The following is a 20,761-nucleotide window of genomic DNA, read 5'->3' as shown; positions in this document are numbered from 1 at the left end:
AACGATGAAGAAGTTTTTAGTTTCTTATTCTTGGTTAATTTTATTATTCTTGTATTTTCCAATGATGGTTTTAATGGTATATTCCTTCAACGATTCCCGTATTAATGCGGAATGGGAAGGCTTTACATTCCATTGGTATACAGATTTATTTCAAAAACAAGATGTTATTGATGCGTTTATAAATAGTATGACAATTGCGATTATAACGACGGTTGTAACGACCATTCTTGGTGTGATTTTTGCGATTGCATTACATCGTTATAAATATCGTTTTGAAGGAGCTATTAACGGCCTTGTATACTTACCAATTTTAATTCCTGATATTTTAATGGGATTATCTTTACTAATCTTATTTAGCCAATTAGGTATCGAACTTGGACAAGTAACGATTATTATTGCGCACATTACATTTAGTATTTCATTTGTTGTTGTTATTTTAGCGGCACGTCTTTCTAGTATGGGACGTGATTTAGAAGAGGCTGCAAATGATTTAGGTGCAACACCGTGGCAAACGTTTCGCTATGTAACATTTCCAGCCATTGCGCCGGGAGTTGTTTCAGCAGCACTATTAACATTCACATTATCAATTGATGATTTTGTAATTAGTTTCTTCGTATCAGGACCAGGATCAACAACATTGCCATTATACATTTATAGTATGGTTAAGCGCGGAGTATCGCCTGAAATTAATGCTCTTTCTACAATTTTAATTGTTGTTATCGTAGGATTAATGGTTTTATCTGAAATCTTCCGTAACAAAGGTGCAGATGGTGAAGAAAACTCTGGAGGACACCTTCCTTTATAATACGAATGATATAGAAAGTACGAGGGGGTAATAAACCGATGAAATTAATGAAGAGATTAGCTGGTGCAGCAATTAGCTTCAGTCTTGTTGCAGGTGTACTTGCTGGTTGCGGCGAGAAGAAAGAAGAATTAAATATTTATAGCTGGGCTGATAATTTTGATGAGCAAGTTCTAAAGGATTTTGAAAAGAAATATAATGTGAAAATTAATTATGATAAATACGCAAGTAACGAAGAAATGCTTGCAAAATTACAAGCTGGCGGTGCGAAATACGATTTAATTCAGCCGTCTGATTACATGGTTAAAACAATGGCGAAAATGGACTTATTAGAGCCGCTAGATAAGAAGAATATTCCAAATATCGAAAATCTAGTTTCTAATTTTAAAACACCTCCATTTGACCCAGAGAATAAATACTCTCTAGTATATACTTGGGGTGTAACAGGAATTGCATACAATAAAAAGTATGTGAAAGAAGCACCTACAAGCTGGGCTGATTTATGGAACGATAAATATAAAGGACATGTTACTTTATTAAATGATTCTCGTGAAGTATTAGGAATGGGACTTAAGAAAAACGGTTTCTCTAATAGTACAAAAGACGATGCGCAGTTAAAGACGGCAGCTACTGATTTACAGAAGTTACTGCCAAACTTATTAGCATTTGATACAGATAACATTAAACAAAAATTCATTACTGAAGATGCGTGGATCGGGACTGTATGGTCTGGAGACGCAGCATTTATCGCAAAAGATAATAAAGATGTAGAATACGTTGTACCAAAAGAAGGCGGTACAATTTGGGCTGATACGTTAGCGATTCCAAAAGGTGCAAAACATAAAGAACTTGCAGAGAAGTTTATGAACTACTTATTAGATGAAAAAGTAAGTGTGAAAAACTACGAGTCAATTGGTTACAGTAATCCAAATGAAAAAGCTCGTTCTCTTCATAGTAAAGAATATCGTGATAACCACATGATCTTCTTATCACCAGAAGAATTAAATCGTACAGAATGGCTTGTTGATGTAGACGATAAGTTAAAAGACTACGATCGCTACTGGACAGAGTTGAAAACAAAAGGTAAATAAGTAAGAAAATGCGGTTTCTGAATAGAAATCGCATTTTTTCATAAGTAGGAGGAAATCGTTTGAAGAAAAAGTTACATCGATATGAGTTCATGTGTATGATTTTATTACTTGCTTTATTCGGCATTATCGCTTGGAGAGTACAAGCATGCGGAGTTACAGCAGTGGATACATATGTCCGCGAGATGGTAAAAGGATTACAAACAGAAGGCTCACTTACATTCTTCACATACGTTACAAAGTTAGGATCTGCAATTGGAGTTATAACGACACTAATTATAAGTTTGCTCGTTTTTTGGAAAAAACGTTATTATGCTGCTATGATTGTGTATCCAATGGCTATATTAACGACACATCTTGTTAATAAAGGGATAAAAGAAATTGTAAAAAGAGACCGTCCGTCATTAAATGAGGCACTTGACGCACTTGGATATAGCTTCCCAAGTGGACATGCAATGCTATCTATTATGACATTTGGTTTTCTTGCCTATATCATTGCTGCCAATTTGAAGAGTGTAGCTGGGAAATGTGGTATTACGATTTTGCTGGGCATATTAATTATATTGATTGGATTAAGTAGAGTTATTTTAAATGTTCATTATCCGACTGATATTTTAGCTGGTTACTGCGTAGGTGGGATTTTGTTGATTATAGCGATTTATTGTCATCGTTTACTTACCGAGAGGCTTCAGCTTAATAAAGAGAGATAGAAAAATGTCTGGAAAAACTATCATTATAGTGTTTCCAGACATTTTTTGTTTATACAAAGATATGATACAGTATAAGTGACAATGGAATTATATAAAGTAGGTGAAAATGTGTGAAGACAAATGTACATAAAATTGATAAGTGGGGGAAGTTAGGGGCTTTTTTGTATAAATTTCGTTATACAGTAATCGTAGCATTAATAGTATTAGCGATAGCGCTCGGTATTTTTGCTCCGAAACTTCCAGGAGTATTAGGGGGTGATGGTTTCCAAACGGAAGGAGATTATCAAAAGACGAAAGAAATTTTAGATAAAGATTTTAAGCAGTCTCAGGATACACTTTTACTCGTCTTTGAGAAGAACAAGGATGCTTCACATGAGCAGTTTCAAAAAGGTATAGAGGGAATTATAAAACATATTCAAGAGAAAGAAACATATGAGTCTTTCCATCATCCAATAGAAAATAAAGAGATGCTACAAGATGATATCGGTTATGCGACGATTTTATTTTCCGGGAAAACAAATAAAGATCGAATGGAAAAGACATTACAATTCGCTGATGAAATCAAGAAAGAAAGTAGTGCGGTATTAAAAGTAACATCGACAGGGTATCCGAAAATTAATCAAGAGATTAATGAAAGAACACAAAATGATTTAAAAGTAGCAGAGATGATCGGTTTACCTATTGCTTTTCTCGTACTATTATTCTCATTTGGGAGTCTGCTTGCGTCTATTTTACCGATTTTAAATGGGCTACTAAGTGTAATTAGTACGATGGGGATTTTATATTTTATCGGTATTGATAAAGAGCTATCTATTTTCGTGTTAAATGTTGCACCGATGATTGGGCTCGCATTATCAATTGATTTTGCACTGTTATTTGTAAATCGCTTTCGAGAGGAAGTTGCGAAGAGAACAGTGAAAGAGGCAATCGCGATTACGTATCAAACCGCGGGACGCGCTATCGTATTTTCAGGGTTATGTGTATTCGTCGGTTTATCCGGTTTATTTTTCTTTAAGATAGACTATATTCAATCTGTTGCCATTAGCGGGATGATTGTTGTCATTATGAGTATTTTATTTTCACTCACACTCCTTCCTGCACTGTTATCTTTAATCGGAAAAAGAATATTAAAAAAGAATCAGGTAGCACCTACTCCATCGAATGTATGGCGTAAATTTGCGCAGTTTGTAATGAAACATCCAATCGTAATGATTGTTGCTGTTACAACATTTATTGTTATTTGCTTATTACCACTACGTACAGCTAATTTGCAGTTTCCTGGTGTCGAAGCATTACCAGAAAAGAGTGATACGAGAGTTGCATTTGAGAAGTATGAAGAAGTCTTTAATAAGACTGTCAAAACACACGCCGATGTTACTTTAGTAGTAGAGACGAAGAATGATATTACAGAAAAAGAAAGCTTACAAAAGGTAGAAAATGTCGTTCAAAAGTTAAAAGATGATAAGCAAGTATATAAGGTGAAAAGTGTATATAACGAGCTAAATGGAATGAAAGCAGATCAAGTTGCGGGAATGTTACAATCACCGGAAGCGGCGAAAATAGCTCCTGTATTTGAAGCGTATGCGAAAGGGAATAAGACGACTATTCAAGTTTTCCTAGATACAAAACCACGTACGGAAAAAGCTAAACAATGGGTTCGTGATTTCAAAAAGAATTATAAAGAAAACGATGTTACTTATTATTTAGGCGGGATGACAACGTTCCAACAAGAGTTAGAAGATGAAATTAAAGATAAAGTTGCAATTGGTATGTCTGTTATATTTGGATCAACCTTTGTTATTTTATTATTCGCATTCCGTTCTATACTCATTCCAATAAAGGCGATTATTATGAATGTACTTAGTTTAAGTGCAACAATTGGAATTGTTATTTGGTTATTTGAAGGTGGTCATTTCGGATTAGATGAGAGTTCAGTTCTATTTGTTTTGCCAATCTTCATTTTCGGTCTCGTATTTGGACTAAGCATGGATTATGAAGTATTTCTTATTTCACGAATCCATGAGTTATATGAGGAAACAGGAGATAACGATCAAGCAACGCTAGAAGGGCTTGTCTCGACAAGCCGCATTATTACGTCCGCTGCTTTAATTATGATTGTTGTTACCGGTGCATTCGCCTTTACTGATATTTTACCAGTAAAGCAGATGGGTATTGGTGTTGCGTTAGCGATATTTCTTGATGCAACAATTATTCGACTTATGCTTGTACCAAGTTTAATGAAATTGTTTGGAGATTGGAACTGGTGGTTACCATTTCGAAAGAAAAGAAAAAAATCATCGTAAAAAATACTCATCTATAAGATGAGTATTTTTTTATGAATAGCAAGGCCTATATTATGCAAATAGTATGTGATAAGAACAATACATACAAGTAGGTGAAGGCAATGTTTCGTTATTTTAAGTTTAAGCTAAATGATACAGTACAGTTTGCTGAAAACGATGGGCATATGTATCGCATTGTCGGTTATCGGTTAGAAAAAGGGTTTTATCCAAAAGATGAATGGACTCATATTATATATGAGTTGCTTAGAGAATTTGACGGGTATACGATGGATGCGGAAGAGGAGGAACTTGTAAAGGTTATTCAAGTAGAAGAAGAATATTACAAAATACAAGAAGTATCGGGGTATCGTTATCCAGTAAAAATGAAGCAAAAGCAGCAAGTTATGAAAGTAGAGAAGATAGACGACTTATTAGATACGTACAACGACTATAAACGATTGGCGGATTTCTTTAAAGATTTATCGTATGAACAAAAAGCTGAAGAAGTGTTGCAGGAAATGAAAAGGATTAGAGCGTAAAGGACAGTCTATTTGTAGGCTGCCCTTTATTTTTGACGGTGCATCATATAGTGTTTTCCGTTACAATAGGGGAATCAATAGAAATAAGGTGATATAGTATGGAAACGAAGAAAAAGGGCGAATGGTGCGAAATTACGGTTCCAGCGATATGGAATGGTATAAGCATTGAGTCGTTGTTAAAAGTAGAATGGGAAGTACCGAAAAAGTTATTACATCAGCTTCGTATGGAAAAAGGCGTTACAATTAACGGCGAACAGAGGAGATGGAGTGAACTTTTAAAAGAAGGAGATAAGTTGCAAGTTCATATGTTTATGGAGGAGGAGTACGGCGTAGAGCCGGAATACGGTGAATTAGATGTAGTGTTTGAAGATGATCACGTAATCATTGTAAATAAGCCGGAGCAAATGGATACGCATCCTTCTGAAAAAAATGGGACGGGAACACTTGCAAATCTTGTTGCTTTTCATTTTCAAATGCAAGGTTTAGAGACGAAGGTTCGTCATATTCATCGGCTAGATAAAGATACGACAGGCGGAGTTGTATTCGCGAAGCATAGAATAGCTGGTGCGATTATGGATCGTCTATTAATGGAACGAAAGATTAAAAGAACGTATACGGCACTTGTTGAAGGGAAAGTAAAAAAGAAGCAGGGCACAATTGACGTGGCCATCGGAAGGGATCGACATCACGCTACAAGGCGCCGCGTATCTGAAAAGGGTGACCAAGCTATAACATATTATAAGGTAGAGAAATATTTTAAGAAGCAAGATATTACCCTTGTAACGTTACAATTAGAAACCGGTAGAACCCATCAAATCCGCGTTCATATGAGCTATAATGGAAATCCATTAGTTGGGGATGTATTATACGGTGGACAAACAAAATATATGTCCCGTCAAGCGTTGCATGCGATGAAAATTAATTTTTTGCATCCAATTACGAAAGAAGAGATCGAAGTTGAAGTACCGTTCCCTACAAGTTTAAACAATAAAATGAAAGAATTTCAAAGAACAAATGCGTAAAATGTAAGTTTTACATTGAGAAAGGTAGATTTTTGCAGGGATTTCTCTAAAAGAGGCGAAGCCGTAAAGAGAAAAGAGAGGTGAGAATCACTTGGTCAAATATAAATATATACTAGGAATATTTTTCGCTTGTCTTTTATTTACTCTATGCCTCTATCCATATTTATCAAGTCGCATGGCAGTACATTGGAACGAGAGTGGTGTGCCAAACGAGTTTATGAGTAAACAAGTTGTTATATTATTTATTCCTTGTCTTATTATTTTCTTACATGGATTAGTGTATATTATTTCACATAATATATATAAGTTTAATAAAGGAGAGCAGTTCATTATAAGTGGATTTATAAAGAGTGTTACTTTATTTATGTTGTTTATCCATATGCTCATTCTCTTGATTAATTTAGGAAGTATTATATCCTTTCAAACAGGACTAACAATTGGAATTAGTATGTTTCTTTTTATGCTTAGCAAAGAGTTTAAAAAGGCGAAGGGTACTGAGAAAGAACCGATTAAATTACAAAAAATTCGTTTAGTTAGTAGACGAATCTTTCAAGTGATGGCATGCAGCATATTGTTGTCGTTATTTTTGAACTTGAAGTGGGGATTTTATCTGTTAATTAGTGTAATAAGCTGTGGGTCTATTTTGTTTATGTTCTACATTTTATACGCATACATATTAGAAAGCTATGAAACATAGAAAAGAGTCTTCTAGGAGAAGACTCTTTTTTTCTATTTACTTCGTAATAAATTGTTGTGTCCAGTAGTTTCCGCTTTCTACATAGCCAACACCGATGTGAGTAAAGCCGCTATTTAAGATATTTGCACGGTGTCCAGCACTGTTCATCCAAGCTTGTACAACTTCTTCTGGTGTACGTTGACCTTGGGCGATGTTTTCGCCCGCAGATTTATAAGAAATACCAAATTTCTTCATCATGTCAAACGGAGACCCGTATGTAGGACTGTTATGATCAAAGTAGTTATTCTTTTGCATATCTTCAGATTTAATACGTGCTACTTTGCTTAATTCAGTATCGATTTTTAATGCTGGTAAGCCTTGTTTTGTACGCTCTGTGTTTGTTAATTCAACAACGCGTTGTTCGAATTCGCTTAAAGATTTTGCTTCTTCAGCAGGCTTTTGCTCAGCAGGTTTTTGAGTTTCGTTTTGATTGTTATTGTTTTGTGTACCGTTATTTTCAGCAGGTTTTTGAGCTTCTGGTTTAGCTGTTTCTTCAGCCGGCTTTTGTTCTACAGGTTTTTGTTCTACAGGTTTTTGAGTTTCTGGTTTAGCTGTTGGTTGTTCAGTAACAACATTTTCAGTAGGCTGTTGACCAGGAATGAAGCAACCTTGTTGGAACTGTCCTTGATTCCATTGTGCTAAAGATTCGATTCCCATAGATTGTAAGAATGCTTGTAATTCTTGTTGGCTCATTTGCTTCATAACAACTTTAGAATGCTGAATATTTTGAACCTTTATGTTAGATGGTTGTACTGTTGCAGCTTGTGCATCTAAAGATGATACTCCTAGAGTAAGAGCTGTTGCAGCAGCTACAGATAATAAAACACGCTTTTTCATGATGTGTGTGTCCCCCTATGTAAAGTTTTAAATTGTTTTCACACGATTTGTTTTTGACAGCCTGTCTGACTGACAAATTCATCGTAGCATATAATTTGCAAGAAAAAAGATGGAAAAAAATTCATAGACTTAAAATTTACCTAATTTATCCTAGAGTAGTAGAGAAGAGGAGAGAGGAGAAAGCTAGAGTATAAAAGGAAATTTCCGCATTTTCATCCTTACTAAAAATGGAGATTTTTTGGATGAAGTTTCCTATATAAAAAAATGAGAATCCTATTGTATCAACGGTTCATGTGTTTTTTTGAGGAATATACTGGATTGTTTTTTACAAAACTGTAATGTTTCTGTTGTTCTTTTTTATTATAAAGTAACATATTCTTAATTTTGTAGCGGACAAAAAAGCGGCTATCTCTTTACATAGACGGAAGAGATAGCCGTTTTCCTATTGTTACGTATGTTACGAGTTGGTTTCAATTGCTTCTAATAATAAGTCTACAATATGAATTCCACGCATTTTATGAGAGAGTTTTTCACGTTCAATACCTAGTTTCATTTGTAATAGACACCCAGGATTTGCAGTAACAATTGTCGCTGCATCTGTTTCATTCACACGGTCCATTTTGTAATCTAGAAATTCCATTGATAACTCTGAATGAACAATATTATAAATACCAGCAGAACCACAGCAACGGTCCGCATCTTTCATTTCACGATATGTTGCGCCTTGGATGGCCTCAAGCAACATACGAGGTTCAGAAGATGTTCGCATAACATTACGTAAATGACAAGAGTCTTGGTACGTAATAATTTGCGGCGAAAGTCGTAAATCAGTTCGCTTATGGAAATCTAGTTCTACTAGTATAGCAGTAATATCTTTAATTTTAGAAACAAACTGCTTTGCGCGCTCTGCCCATTTAGGATCATCTTTTAATAAATAATCATGATCTACGAGATAAGCTCCGCAGCCACCTGCATTCGTAATGATATAATCGATTTGTAAATCTTCGAATGCTTGTATATTTCGTTTTGCTAATTCTTTTGCACCACTTTTTTCACCAGCATGCCCGTGTAATGCCCCGCAGCAACTTTGTGTTTTCGGAATAACGACATCACAACCGGCAAGCTGAAGAAGTTTCATCGTTGCGTTATTTGTTTCTAAAAACATCGTATCCATTAAACAACCAGTGAAGAAAGCAACTTGTTTTTTCTTTGTAATTTCAGCATGTAAAAATTCAGGGCGATTTTTCATTTCTTTCATTTTAGGAGCTTTCGGTAAGACAAAATCCATTGTTGCCAGTGTTTCAGGGAATAGCTTCATAATCCCCGTTTTATGTGAGAGCGTCTGCAAACCAGAGCGTTGATAAAATCCGATGAGTCCAGTTAATGTTCTCATACGGTTTTGATGAGGGAATAACCCTTCAAATACTACTTTACGAACGGCTTTCACTGGCATTGAGAATTTTTTATTTTGATTAATAATGTCGCGAGCTTCTTCTAATAAATGTCCGTAATTCACACCGGATGGACAAACAGGTTCGCAAGCGCGGCAACCAAGGCAGACGTTTAATGTATTTTCAACATCTTCGTCTGGTTCAATTAAGCCATCAACGACTGCTTTCATTAAGGCGATACGTCCGCGTGGTGAGTGTGATTCTTTATATCCAGATTGAATGTAAGTAGGACAAGTAGGTAAACAAAAACCGCATCGCATACAATTTAATAGTTCATCTTCATTTAATCGTTCTTTAAATTCCTTTTGAATTTTCTCCTTATTTAATGTTGTCATCGCTCAACCACCACTCTTTTACGAGAGTCTTTCGCGAACATTTTTCCAGGATTCATAATGTTATTTGGATCAAAGGCTTGTTTAATACCGTACATTGCAGCAATACCTTCTTTACCTAATTTCATTTCTAAATATGGAGCTTTCATCGCACCAACACCATGTTCACCAGTAATCGTGCCACCAAGCTCAATCGCTTTCGCAAATATTTCAGCGAAAGCTTGCTCAGCTCGGTGCATTTCTTCTTCGTTACGGGCATCTGTCATACAAGTTGGATGTAGGTTGCCATCACCAGCATGCCCAAAAGTACAAATAGGAATATTATATTTTTTTGCAATCGTATTAATTGCTTCAACCATTGGAGCGATTTGTGAACGTGGTACAGTTGCATCTTCTAATATTGTTGTAGGTTTTAGTCTTGCAAGTGCAGACAATGCACTACGGCGTGCTGTACGAAGCGCATCTGCTTCTGCTTCATCTTTTGCAACGCGAACATCAACCGCGTTCATGGTGCGGCAAACGTTAGCCATTTTTTCAATATCACGATTGACGACTTCAGGTGGACCGTCTTGTTCAATTAATAAAATTGCTTTTACGTCAGTTGGTAAACCGATTTGTGCAAACTCTTCTACAACTTCAATTGTCGGTTGATCTAAAAACTCAAGTGTCGCTGGAATGATTTTATTTGCAATAATGGAAGAGACAGCACGTGCAGCTTCGTTAATATCCTCATATAGTGCGAGCATAGTTTTCTTCGTTTCAGGCATAGGAACAAGTTTTAATATCGCTTCTGTTACAACACCAAGTGTACCTTCAGAACCAATAAATAAACGAGTTAAATCATAACCAGCTACATCTTTTGCTAATTTACCACCAGTGCGAATGATGTCGCCATTCGGTAAGACCATTTCAAGCCCCATTACATAATCACGTGTTACGCCATATTTTAAACCACGCAATCCGCCCGAGTTTTCATTAATATTACCGCCAATTGTAGAAATTTTCATAGAGCTTGGATCTGGTGGGTAAAATAATCCTTTTTCTTCTACTGCTTTAATAATATCAAGTGTAATAACACCAGCTTGTACAGTAATTGTTAAATTCTCTTCGTCAATTTCCAAAATTTTGTTCATATGGCGGAAAATAAGGACGATACCGCCTTCTAATGGACACGTTCCTGCACAAAGGTTGGTTCCAGAACCACGAATATATACAGGAATCTTATGAGTGTTACACACTTTTAACACTTCGGCTATTTCATTTGTATTGCGAGGAGCAATGACTGCATCAGGCATCGCTTGGAAGTTTGGAGTGGCATCATAACTATAAGTTAAACGCCCCATATTGGATGTATCTACATTATTTTCGCCAACAATGGATACGAATGAATCAATAATTTGCTTTTCTAACATTAGAAATCCCCCTCAAACTGTTAACGTATTTAGTAATAATAAAAAACGTTGTAACAGTGCTTTCATTATAATGATAAAAAAGTAGGGGGATTCTTTCTATGGTTAATCATCTAAAGATTAGTCTGTTTTCTCATTCTTTTTTGTATGATTATCTAATAATAGAAGTGCAAAGTACAAAACGTTTAAATCTTTAAATTGTTTAGGGTCAAGTCCTGTATGTTCCTCGATTTTTTTTAATCTATAATGCAGCGTATTAATGTGTATGTGTAATTTTTCTGCTGTTTGTTTATAAGATTGGTTGTAATCAATAAATAAGTGCAAAGTGTGCATAAGCTCATTAGATGATAATAAGTTTTCAATTGTACGCTGGAGAAATTCTTTCCGAGTTCCAGTAGAAATATCTTGTAAGCACATCTCTAAACGTAAATCTTCATTAAATACAATTCCTTTTGTTTCAAGGGAAACAGAAAGAGCGCGTAATGCTTGTTCATATGATACATTCATATCGCTCGGGATAACTGTTTGTCTAATTCCGATATATAGCGTGATAGAAAATAAAGTTTCACAGTCTTGTTTTAACTGTTTTAAAAATTGAAAGGTTTGCTCTTTAGATTGCATTGTTGTAAATAAAATAAACCGATCATTTCCCCAGCGAACAAATAAATCTTCTTTTGCTAAAATGTTGCGCATGTGTTGCCAAATTTTACGCTGGAGCATCGTATTATCTTGGGCGATTGATAATAAAATAAGTTGTTTCTTTTTATATAAATCAATGCCAAGCGTTTTTGCACGATCAAGAAAACTTGGAGACCAGTCTGTGCTTTGAAGCCAATCAAAAACAAATGCTTCATAAGAACGTTGCTCAAGCTCTAGTTGTTCTAAAAAATAATTTTCGTGAATTAACAATTCGGTCATTTTGCGCAATATTTCTCCGTATTGGGAAATATCCTTAGGTTCCCCTGTAATTCCAATGACACCGATTACTTCGTCATGGAATAGTAACGGGAGATTCATCCCAGCCTTCACGCCTTGCAAACGTCGTTCATCATCTTTTGTAATAATGACAGTTTTCTTTTGTTTCGCACAGCGGAGCGCCCCTTCGTGAAATTGACCGATTCTTTCCGCATCTGTACTTGCGATAATAAATCCTTGTATATTAATGATAATAATATTTTCAGTAATTAGTCTGCGTACTTCACGTACAATTTTATTTGCTAAATCAGGAAAAAGCATAATTTGCACACCTCAAATTCTATTTGTTGTACATTATATATGTAAGTTTATTAATAATGGAAGATTTCACATTTTCCACACATTTATTTGTTATTTTACAATTATAACGAAATCATCCGAAGATGGAGGGAATCTTTTGAGAAAGTATCTTTTTCTTCTCTGTTTTTTATTTCTATTAGTAGGGTGCCAAGGAAGTTCGTATACACCAATTGCTAAAGATAAAAGTGTTATTATAACAACTAATATAAAAGAAGGTAGTATTAGTTTTATTAATAAAAAAACAAAGAAGCTAATAACAACATGGGAATTGAATGAACCGATTACGGGGGTTACACTACTTCGAGATGGTGAGGACATACTTGTTTATGGCAAGCAGTTAGAATATATGTATGTATACTCACTGGCAGAAGGAAGACAAGTAGACAAATACAAGACGGGAAAAGGAATTGCTAATGTTATCGCATCAGAAGATGGAAAACAATTATTTGCTGCCGATCAAAATGAACAAAAGGTAAGGTTCTTTACGGTAAAAGGGAAAGAGATGGGTAGTGTTTCAACAGGAAAAGGACCGTTAACGATGGTAGAGCATAATAAGCAGTTATCTGTATTAAACTTTTATGATACGAAACTAACGACAATTGATACGAAGAAAAAAGAAGTTATACAATCCTTTATGATTCCACCGGCATCAACAGGAGCAACGGTTAGTGCTAATGGGAAAGAAATATGGATTGGCGGACATGGTGATGGAAATCAAGTGAATGAGAAAGTATTAGTGTATTCTTTACAGAGTGGAGAGATGGTACGCTCTTTACACGCTCCGTTTATGCCTGTGAATATAACGAGGGATGATAAGTACGTATATGCATTAAGTCATGGTTCTAATATGCTTAGAAAGTTTGATGCAAGTACGTATCAAGAGGTAGGATCTACAGAAGTAGGATCTAATCCATTTGCATTTTTGAAAAGCGGTGCAGAAGGATATGTAGCTAGTTATGATAGCGATGAAGTATGCGTAATGGATATAAAGAATATGAAAATAAAACAAACAATTAAAGTCGGAAAAGGGCCGTTTCAGCTCATAGAGAGAGAAGGGAAAGGACAATGAGTAAATATAGAGTGCTAGTTGTAGATGACGAAAGTGATATGAGGCAACTTGTCGGTATGTACTTGGATAACTTCGGATACGAGTGGGGAGAAGCTGAAAATGGGAAAGAGGCTCTCCGAAATTTAGAGACGGATCATTATGATTTCGTTGTATTGGATATTATGATGCCAGAGATGGATGGGCTTTCAGTTTGTAAAGAGATTCGAAAAACGTCAGATGTACCTATTATATTTTTAACTGCAAAAGGTGAAGAGTGGAATAGGGTGAACGGCTTACGGATGGGGGCAGATGATTATATTGTAAAGCCATTTAGTCCCGGTGAACTAATTGCTCGTATGGAAGCTGTTTTAAGACGGTATACAAAGCAAGAGCAGCAAGAAGAGATTCAATTTGGACCGATTCTTATAAATGAAAAAAGTAGGAGAATCGAGACGAATGGAGAGTCGATTTCTCTTACGGTAAAAGAGTTTGATTTACTATATTTTCTTTGCCAACATAATGGACAAGTATTTAGTCGTGAGCAATTACTTGAAAAGGTGTGGGGATATGATTATGCAGGAAGTACAAGAACAGTAGATACGCATGTGAAAACGATGCGTTTGAAGCTCGGAGAAAGTGGAAACTACATTCAAACCGTTTGGGGTGTAGGTTATAAATTTGAGGTGTAACGTATGTTTACGATGGTACAAAAGCTTTGGCTTACAGTAGTATGTGCAGTATGTGTAACAGTCTCCTTTCTTTATTTTGTATCTTTATACTCGTATGAAAAGTTATACGTCGATAATTTAAAAGATTCATTAGTAATGGAAGGAAAGCGTCTCGCCACGCAATATGATAAACGGGAAGGAATATCCACTTTTGAAGAGAAAGTAAGGGCATATGATCAAATATCTAGTTCAGACGTCCTTTTTGTGTATAATCCACGTGATTTAAGCGCTTGTTTGCCTTTTGATGTGCACCATCATTCTCTTATAAGTGAAGGAGATAGACAAGCACTATTAGATGGGAAAACTGTGACAAAGATAGGATATGAAGAGCATTTTGATCGTAATATTATGGGTGTTGTCATCCCTGTTTTAGATAATAAAAAATTAGTTGGAATTGTATACTCTTATATTCCTTTAAAAAGTATAAAAGACTTGATATTTGATATGGGTCTTATTTTAGCGCCGTTAGCAATTGCAATGATTTTAATTACGATATGGGTTGGTAGAAAAATTATTATTGCGATTACGAAGCCACTCTCACAAATGGAACGGGTCGCGAATCATCTTGCTACCGGAGATTTCTCAGAGCGGATTACGATTTCTTCAGAAGATGAGATTGGACGATTGGGAAAAGCATTTAATAAAATGGCAAATTCTTTAGAGGCAGAAGACGTAAAGCGTAAGGAGTTTTTAGCTAATGTTTCGCATGAACTTAGAACACCACTTAGTTATATTAAAGGATATAGTGAAGCCATTTTAGACGGTGTAGCAAAAGGGCCGCAGCAGGAAAAAGTAACGCAGCTCATCCATAAAGAAGCAGATCGCATGCAGCGACTCGTTCATGATTTATTAGATTTAGCACAATTAGAAGGTGAACATTTTCCTCTAAAGAAGCAACCTATCGTTTTTTCACAGCTTATTGAAGATGTACTAGATACTTATGAGTTACAATTTATAGAAAAAAAGCTTCGTATTTCAACGGATTTAAATCCTGAAATTATCGTAATGATTGATGAGGATCGTATGCAACAAGTACTTCACAACGTGTTAGACAATGCGATACGGTACACAAATCAAAACGGGGATATCATAATAAGCTTAGATAAGAAAGATGATTATTGTGAGCTGAAAATAAAAGATACGGGAATAGGTATTGATATAGAGCATTTAGAAAATCTTGGTGAGCGTTTTTACCGAGTAGATAAAGCTAGAAGTCGTCAGCATGGTGGAACAGGTTTAGGCCTTGCTATTGTAAGGCAAATTGTTCATATACATGATGGACAGTGGAGAATAGAAAGTGAAAAAGGTAAGGGAACGACAGTTATTATTAAACTAAAAGTACAAGATGAGGAGAGCATGTTCTAACTTTGGGGACATGCTCTCTATATTGAGAGTTAATAATTGCACGGAAAGATATTAATTAATATCCAATAAATATTAAGAATTTGACTATTTTATGAACAAAACATTTGTACTTCTTACTAATTCGTTCTAAAATAGTTATGGATGCTAAATTCTTATAAATCGTTTCAATTGTTGTTTGGAAGATACTGAGGTGATTTAACTGGAGTACAAATCTATTAAACCGAAAAAAATTTACGAAGAAGTATCTGAAGCTATTTTAACAATGATTAAAAATGGCACACTAAAACCTGGTGACAAACTACTTCCTGTTCATCAATTAGCCGAGCAGTTTCAAGTTGGTAGATCTGCTGTTCGTGAAGCGCTAAGTGCGCTAAGGGCAATGGGCTTAATTGAAATGAAGCAAGGAGAAGGTACATATGTGAAGAATTTCGATTCTTCTTCATTAACGAAATCATTAAATAATAGGTTGTTAATGAAGAAAGAGGATATTTTGAACTTATTAGAAGTACGAAAGGTGCTTGAAGTGGGGGCAGTTCGAGCAGCTGCGGCAAAACGTACGGAAGATAATTTACAAAATATGAAGCATTGGTTAGATGAAATGGCAAAGAGCGTTGGAGATGAGAAAGCTGGTGAAAAAGCAGACTTTCAGTTCCACATGGGAATTGCACAATCTTCACATAATAACATCCTACTTGAACTCATGAATCATGTTTCAGAAATGATTGCTGAAACGATTGGTGAATCAAGACGCATTATTTTATATGGTGAACAAACAACAGCAGAACGACTTTTAGAAGAGCATCAAGTTATATATGATGCGGTGTTAAAGCAAGATGTGGAATTAGCACAGCAAGCAATGCTAGATCATTTAACAAATGTAGAACATATTGTCATAGGTAAAAGCGATATAAATTCGTAATTTAATCTTTTAAAATTCCATTTTTCTGATAAAATAGAGAAAGATTGAGTAAGCGTTTTCTTTAGAAGAGGGAGAGTTAGGCTATGGTTGAGCCTATTTCTTCTTCGCAAGTCATCTGATGACCATATGATTGTTGGCGAAGTTGTAATGAGGGGGAATAATAATTATGAAAGTTACTTTATTTGTTACTTGTCTAGTCGATATGTTTGAAACAAATGTCGGTAAGGCAACAGTAGAAGTATTGGAGCGTTTAGGTTGTGAAATTGAATTTCCAGAAGCACAAGTTTGTTGTGGTCAGCCTGCTTATAATAGCGGCCATGTAGAAGCAGCAAAAGAAGCGATGAAACATATGATTGAAACTTTCGAAGATGCAGAATATATCGTTACGCCATCCGGTTCTTGTGCGACAATGTTTCACGAGTATCCACATGTTTTTAAAGATGATCCGAAATGGGCAAAACGTGCACAAAAGATAGCTGATAAAACATATGAATTTACACAATTTATTGTAGATGTTTTAAAAGTTACAGATGTTGGCGCAAGTTTACCTGGGATAGCAACTGTTCATAAATCTTGCCATATGACACGTCTGCTTGGAGTAAAAGAGGCTCCAGGAATTTTATTATCAAATGTAAAAGGATTAACTGTAAGAGAACTACCAAACGTACAAAATTGTTGTGGTTTTGGGGGAACGTTTTCAGTTAAGATGACACCTATCTCTGAGCAAATGGTAGATGAGAAAGTTGATAGTGTTATGGAAACAGGTGCTGATTATTTAATCGGTGCAGATTGTGGGTGTTTGTTAAACATTGGCGGACGTATTGAGCGTTTAGGTAAAGAAGTAAAAGTAATGCATATTGCTGAGGTATTGAATAGCCGCTCATGAAGGGGGAACATAAGCTATGTCTATGAAAATCAGTGAGAAAAAATTTAATGATCGCGTAGGCGATGGAATTCAAGATTCGTTTATGCGCGGGGCTGTATCATCTGCACAAACGCGTTTATATACAAATCGATTAAAAGCAGCGGAAGAATTAGGAAACTGGGAAGAGTGGCGTGAACTTGGTGAACAAATTCGCCAGCATACACTAGAAAATCTTGATTATTACTTAATGCAGTTAAGTGAAAATGTTTCGAAAAGAGGCGGTCATGTTTACTTTGCGAAAACGAAAGAGGAAGCAGCAAAGTATATTCAAGACGTTGCGAAAAAGAAACAAGCGAAGAAAGTTGTAAAATCAAAATCAATGGTAACTGAAGAAATTAGTATGAATCATGCGCTTGAAGAAATCGGTTGTGAAGTGTTAGAGAGTGACTTAGGAGAGTATATCTTGCAAGTAGATAACGATCCGCCTTCACATATTATTGCGCCTGCACTTCATAAAAACAGAACGCAAATTCGTGATGTGTTTAAAGAAAAACTTGGATATGAAAATTCTGATGATCCATACGAAATGACAAAGTTTGTTCGTAAACAACTTCGTGAGAAATTTATGGATGCAGAAATTGGTGTGACAGGTTGTAACTTCGCTGTTGCAAATACTGGCTCTCTTTGTTTAGTAACAAATGAAGGTAATGCCGATCTTGTTATGTCGATTCCGAAAACACAAATTGCAGTAATGGGTATGGAACGTATGGTTCCGACAATGGAAGAATTAGATGTTTTAGTTGGTTTACTATGTCGTAGTGCAGTAGGTCAAAAGTTAACAAGTTATGTAACGGTAGCAGGACCAATTCAAGAGGAAGAGGTAGATGGGCCAGAAGAGTTTCATTTAGTCGTTGTTGATAATGGCCGATCTCAAATTCTTGGATCTGAATTCCGTCAAGTGCTGCAATGTATTCGTTGTGCTGCTTGTGTTAATGTATGTCCTGTATATCGTCACGTTGGTGGACATTCATACGGATCTATTTATTCAGGACCAATTGGTGCAGTATTAACACCACTTCTAGGTGGATATGATGATTACAAAGAACTTCCATATGCATCTAGTTTATGCGGAGCATGTACAGAAGCTTGTCCAGTAAAAATTCCATTGCATGATTTATTGTTAAAACATCGTCAAGTTATCGTTGAACAAGAAGGCCGTGCCCCACTTGCAGAAAAATTAGCAATGAAAATGTTTAGCATGGGTGCTTCTTCAGCAGCTTTATATAAAATGGGATCGAAAATGGCACCGGCAGCAATGAGTCCATTTACATCTGGTAACCGCGTATCAAAAGGTGTTGGACCACTTAAAAACTGGACAGATATTCGTGAATTCCCGGCGCCAAGTAAAGAACGATTCCGTGATTGGTATAAAGATCATAAGAAAGGCGGGGATAAATAATGACAGGATTAATTCAAAACCGTGAGTCCTTTCTAGATAATATCGCAAAAGAACTCGGACGTGGGCGGAAGACAGAAGGTGTAGAACGTCCAGTATGGAAAAATAATGTGAATGAAGAAACGTTAAAAGATTATTCACAAGAAGAATTGTTAGAAGTATTTAAAAATCAATGTACAAACATTCATACAACTGTTGTGGAAACGACAAACGACCGTTTACATGAAGATGTTCAAAAAGTAATCGTTGAAAACGGCGGGGGACCTATTATATTATCAGCAGACGAACGTTTTGATTCATATGGATTGACTTCTTTATTTAAAGAAGAGCTTCCGAAACAAAATGTTGAAGTAAATGTATGGGATCCTGAGAAAAAAGAAGAGAATATGCGTTTAGCGGAAAAAGCGAATATCGGTATCGCATTTAGTGATTATACTTTAGCTGAATCTGGTACGATTGTTGTACAAAGTCATAAAGGACAAGGGCGTTCTTTACACTTTTTACCAACTGTATACTTTGCTATTATTCCACGTGAAACACTTGTACCTCGTATTACGCAAGCAGTTCAACATATGAACTCTCGTGTGGAAAAAGGCGAAGCAGTGGCATCTTGTATCAACTTTATAACAGGACCAAGTAACTCCGCAGATATTGAAATGAATCTTGTTGTCGGGGTACACGGACCATTAAAAGCAGTATATTTCATCGTATAAAATAGGGGAAAGCAGGCCGGAAAACGGCCTGCTTTTTTAATAGAATAAAGATAATATGAAGTAGAAGTTCTTTCCTTTTTTTGCTATGTTCTTTTGGAAAGGAGAGGAAGGGATGTTCACTTATTTATATGCATTGTTAGCAGGGATGGTGTTTGGTTCTTTCTTTATGGTGATTGCGATGAGAGTTCCAGTGGGTGAATCTATTATTACACCACGTTCATATTGTCATTACTGCAAATATACGTTAAAGCCAAAAGAACTTATTCCAATCATTTCATTTTGTATGCAGAAAGGGCGTTGTACGAATTGTAAAAGAAAAATCCCAAGTTTGTACATAACATTTGAATTTGTTACAGGGAGTTTATTTTTTCTTACTGTATATGTAATTGGAATTGAACGAGAGCTCATCATCATTTTATCGCTTCTTTCTTTACTACTTATTATTTCAGTTACAGATTTTGTGTATATGTTAATACCTAATCGTATTTTAATTTGGTTTGCACTTTTGCTTATTTTAGAATGTATTTTTGTACCGTTAGTTACTTGGATAGATAGTATAGCTGGTAGTGGAACTATATTCATTTTGTTATATTGCATGCAAAGGATTTATCCAGATGGTCTTGGTGGAGGTGATGTGAAATTACTTTCGTTGCTCGGATTTATAATAGGAGTGAAAGGTATTTTTATGACTTTATTTTTAGCATCTTTCTTTAGTCTTTGTATTTTTGGAATTGGTATAGCATTAAAGCGCATAAAAGTAAGAACCCCAATTCCATTTGGCCCTTTTATTTGCCTTGGAGCAATATGCTATGTGTTAGTTGTATATGCAAAATAGAAAGGAGCTAGAAAATGAATGTATATATGGATGATCAAAGAAGTTGTCCGTTCGGATATGCTTTGGCAACTACAGTAGAATCTGCGTTACAATTTGTTCGGAGTAATAAGGTAAACATCCTTTCTCTTGACTTTAACATGGGATGGAGGCAAAAGAGCGGGTTAGATTTTGTAGAAGCCTTTTGTACGGAAGGTTTATATGTTAATGAGATTCACCTTCATACGAATGATGTCATCGGTATGCACCAGATGAAGCAGAGAATTGAGAAAGCGAAAGAAAAAGGGGAAATTCATCCTCATATTGTCGTTAAATATGTAGGGAGTTAAAAACTCCAAAGTAAGACTTTGGA

Annotated in this window: 20 protein-coding genes; 16 read left to right on the top strand and 4 right to left on the bottom strand. The window is 35.7% G+C overall.

What is annotated here, in order from left to right:
• Positions 1–4 precede the first annotated feature (4 nt).
• The 7 genes from potC to VK90_RS00370 all read left to right on the top strand — a co-directional run bounded on the left by potC (position 5) and on the right by VK90_RS00370 (position 7,140).
• Positions 5–805 carry a spermidine/putrescine ABC transporter permease PotC gene (potC, locus tag VK90_RS00400; protein ID WP_048369540.1) on the top strand — a complete coding sequence of 267 codons (801 nt, stop codon included), beginning with the start codon at positions 5–7 and terminating at the stop codon, positions 803–805.
• 38 nt (positions 806–843) lie between these two features.
• Positions 844–1,893, top strand: coding sequence for a spermidine/putrescine ABC transporter substrate-binding protein PotD (gene potD / locus VK90_RS00395; protein ID WP_048369538.1), 1,050 nt, complete (start codon positions 844–846; stop codon positions 1,891–1,893).
• 59 nt (positions 1,894–1,952) lie between these two features.
• Positions 1,953–2,600 (top strand): phosphatase PAP2 family protein, encoded by a 648-nt coding sequence (locus tag VK90_RS00390; protein WP_048369535.1) that lies wholly within the window; start codon positions 1,953–1,955, stop codon positions 2,598–2,600.
• Between the two features lie 110 nt (positions 2,601–2,710).
• Positions 2,711–4,903 carry an MMPL family transporter gene (locus VK90_RS00385; protein WP_048369533.1) on the top strand — a complete coding sequence of 731 codons (2,193 nt, stop codon included), beginning with the start codon at positions 2,711–2,713 and terminating at the stop codon, positions 4,901–4,903.
• 101 nt (positions 4,904–5,004) lie between these two features.
• A complete protein-coding gene (locus tag VK90_RS00380; protein WP_002170941.1) occupies positions 5,005–5,421 on the top strand; it encodes a hypothetical protein in 417 nt (138 codons plus the stop codon).
• 98 nt (positions 5,422–5,519) lie between these two features.
• Positions 5,520–6,443: an RluA family pseudouridine synthase gene (locus VK90_RS00375; RefSeq protein WP_048369531.1), complete on the top strand. Its 924-nt coding sequence runs from the start codon at positions 5,520–5,522 to the stop codon at positions 6,441–6,443.
• A gap of 91 nt (positions 6,444–6,534) precedes the next feature.
• Positions 6,535–7,140, top strand: coding sequence for a DUF1648 domain-containing protein (locus VK90_RS00370; RefSeq protein ID WP_002170943.1), 606 nt, complete (start codon positions 6,535–6,537; stop codon positions 7,138–7,140).
• A 36-nt stretch (positions 7,141–7,176) separates the two neighbouring features.
• Here VK90_RS00370 and VK90_RS00365 read toward each other — a convergent pair whose 3' ends face one another.
• The 4 genes from VK90_RS00365 to VK90_RS00350 all read right to left on the bottom strand — a co-directional run bounded on the left by VK90_RS00365 (position 7,177) and on the right by VK90_RS00350 (position 12,444).
• Entirely contained in the window at positions 7,177–8,016 is an 840-nt protein-coding gene (locus tag VK90_RS00365; protein ID WP_048369528.1) for a CAP domain-containing protein, read from the bottom strand.
• 457 nt (positions 8,017–8,473) lie between these two features.
• On the bottom strand, positions 8,474–9,802 hold the full coding sequence (locus VK90_RS00360) for a (Fe-S)-binding protein (RefSeq protein WP_048369527.1): 1,329 nt from the start codon (positions 9,800–9,802) through the stop codon (positions 8,474–8,476).
• Positions 9,799–11,211: a glycolate oxidase subunit GlcD gene (glcD, locus tag VK90_RS00355; protein WP_048369525.1), complete on the bottom strand. Its 1,413-nt coding sequence runs from the start codon at positions 11,209–11,211 to the stop codon at positions 9,799–9,801. Before glcD ends, VK90_RS00360 begins: the two co-directional genes overlap by 4 nt.
• 117 nt (positions 11,212–11,328) lie before the next feature.
• A complete protein-coding gene (locus VK90_RS00350) occupies positions 11,329–12,444 on the bottom strand; it encodes a CdaR family transcriptional regulator (protein ID WP_048369523.1) in 1,116 nt (371 codons plus the stop codon).
• Positions 12,445–12,580: 136 nt separating this feature from the next.
• Between VK90_RS00350 and VK90_RS00345 the strand changes: the two genes are divergently transcribed.
• The 9 genes from VK90_RS00345 (at position 12,581) to VK90_RS00305 (ending at position 20,738) form a co-directional block, all read left to right on the top strand.
• Complete coding sequence (locus VK90_RS00345) at positions 12,581–13,552, top strand: YVTN family beta-propeller repeat-containing protein (RefSeq protein ID WP_048369521.1); 972 nt, start codon at positions 12,581–12,583, stop codon at positions 13,550–13,552.
• Entirely contained in the window at positions 13,549–14,220 is a 672-nt protein-coding gene (locus tag VK90_RS00340) for a response regulator transcription factor (RefSeq protein ID WP_048369519.1), read from the top strand. Before VK90_RS00345 ends, VK90_RS00340 begins: the two co-directional genes overlap by 4 nt.
• Positions 14,221–14,223: 3 nt before the next feature.
• A complete protein-coding gene (locus VK90_RS00335; protein ID WP_048369517.1) occupies positions 14,224–15,624 on the top strand; it encodes a sensor histidine kinase in 1,401 nt (466 codons plus the stop codon).
• A gap of 229 nt (positions 15,625–15,853) precedes the next feature.
• Positions 15,854–16,543, top strand: a complete 690-nt coding sequence (locus VK90_RS00330) for a FadR/GntR family transcriptional regulator (protein ID WP_255300125.1) — start codon at positions 15,854–15,856, stop codon at positions 16,541–16,543.
• A 166-nt stretch (positions 16,544–16,709) separates the two neighbouring features.
• Positions 16,710–17,429, top strand: coding sequence for a (Fe-S)-binding protein (locus VK90_RS00325; protein ID WP_002170952.1), 720 nt, complete (start codon positions 16,710–16,712; stop codon positions 17,427–17,429).
• A 16-nt stretch (positions 17,430–17,445) separates the two neighbouring features.
• Positions 17,446–18,867 carry a LutB/LldF family L-lactate oxidation iron-sulfur protein gene (locus tag VK90_RS00320; protein ID WP_002170953.1) on the top strand — a complete coding sequence of 474 codons (1,422 nt, stop codon included), beginning with the start codon at positions 17,446–17,448 and terminating at the stop codon, positions 18,865–18,867.
• Positions 18,867–19,577 (top strand): LutC/YkgG family protein, encoded by a 711-nt coding sequence (locus VK90_RS00315; RefSeq protein ID WP_048369515.1) that lies wholly within the window; start codon positions 18,867–18,869, stop codon positions 19,575–19,577. The genes VK90_RS00320 and VK90_RS00315 overlap by 1 nt, the downstream gene beginning before the upstream one ends.
• Positions 19,578–19,689: 112 nt before the next feature.
• Positions 19,690–20,412, top strand: coding sequence for a prepilin peptidase (locus tag VK90_RS00310; protein ID WP_048369513.1), 723 nt, complete (start codon positions 19,690–19,692; stop codon positions 20,410–20,412).
• 14 nt (positions 20,413–20,426) lie between these two features.
• A complete protein-coding gene (locus VK90_RS00305; RefSeq protein ID WP_048369512.1) occupies positions 20,427–20,738 on the top strand; it encodes a cyclic-phosphate processing receiver domain-containing protein in 312 nt (103 codons plus the stop codon).
• Positions 20,739–20,761: the final 23 nt, after the last annotated feature.

Source organism: Bacillus sp. LK2, assembly GCF_001043575.1.
Classification (GTDB): Bacteria; Bacillota; Bacilli; order Bacillales; family Bacillaceae_G; genus Bacillus_A; species Bacillus_A paramycoides.
The sequence above is the reverse complement of the archived record's forward strand: the minus strand, read 5'-3'. Positions and strand labels throughout refer to the sequence as shown.

Coding starts and splice junctions, on each gene's coding strand:
- VK90_RS00315 (WP_048369515.1), top strand. CDS start 18,867: ATGACAGGATTAATTCAAAACCGTGAGTCCTTTCTAGATAATATCGCA.
- potC (WP_048369540.1), top strand. CDS start 5: ATGAAGAAGTTTTTAGTTTCTTATTCTTGGTTAATTTTATTATTCTTG.
- VK90_RS00320 (WP_002170953.1), top strand. CDS start 17,446: ATGTCTATGAAAATCAGTGAGAAAAAATTTAATGATCGCGTAGGCGAT.
- VK90_RS00325 (WP_002170952.1), top strand. CDS start 16,710: ATGAAAGTTACTTTATTTGTTACTTGTCTAGTCGATATGTTTGAAACA.
- VK90_RS00335 (WP_048369517.1), top strand. CDS start 14,224: ATGTTTACGATGGTACAAAAGCTTTGGCTTACAGTAGTATGTGCAGTA.
- VK90_RS00365 (WP_048369528.1), bottom strand. CDS start 8,016: ATGAAAAAGCGTGTTTTATTATCTGTAGCTGCTGCAACAGCTCTTACT.
- VK90_RS00375 (WP_048369531.1), top strand. CDS start 5,520: ATGGAAACGAAGAAAAAGGGCGAATGGTGCGAAATTACGGTTCCAGCG.
- potD (WP_048369538.1), top strand. CDS start 844: ATGAAATTAATGAAGAGATTAGCTGGTGCAGCAATTAGCTTCAGTCTT.
- VK90_RS00310 (WP_048369513.1), top strand. CDS start 19,690: ATGTTCACTTATTTATATGCATTGTTAGCAGGGATGGTGTTTGGTTCT.
- VK90_RS00360 (WP_048369527.1), bottom strand. CDS start 9,802: ATGACAACATTAAATAAGGAGAAAATTCAAAAGGAATTTAAAGAACGA.
- VK90_RS00305 (WP_048369512.1), top strand. CDS start 20,427: ATGAATGTATATATGGATGATCAAAGAAGTTGTCCGTTCGGATATGCT.
- VK90_RS00380 (WP_002170941.1), top strand. CDS start 5,005: ATGTTTCGTTATTTTAAGTTTAAGCTAAATGATACAGTACAGTTTGCT.
- VK90_RS00350 (WP_048369523.1), bottom strand. CDS start 12,444: ATGCTTTTTCCTGATTTAGCAAATAAAATTGTACGTGAAGTACGCAGA.
- glcD (WP_048369525.1), bottom strand. CDS start 11,211: ATGTTAGAAAAGCAAATTATTGATTCATTCGTATCCATTGTTGGCGAA.
- VK90_RS00340 (WP_048369519.1), top strand. CDS start 13,549: ATGAGTAAATATAGAGTGCTAGTTGTAGATGACGAAAGTGATATGAGG.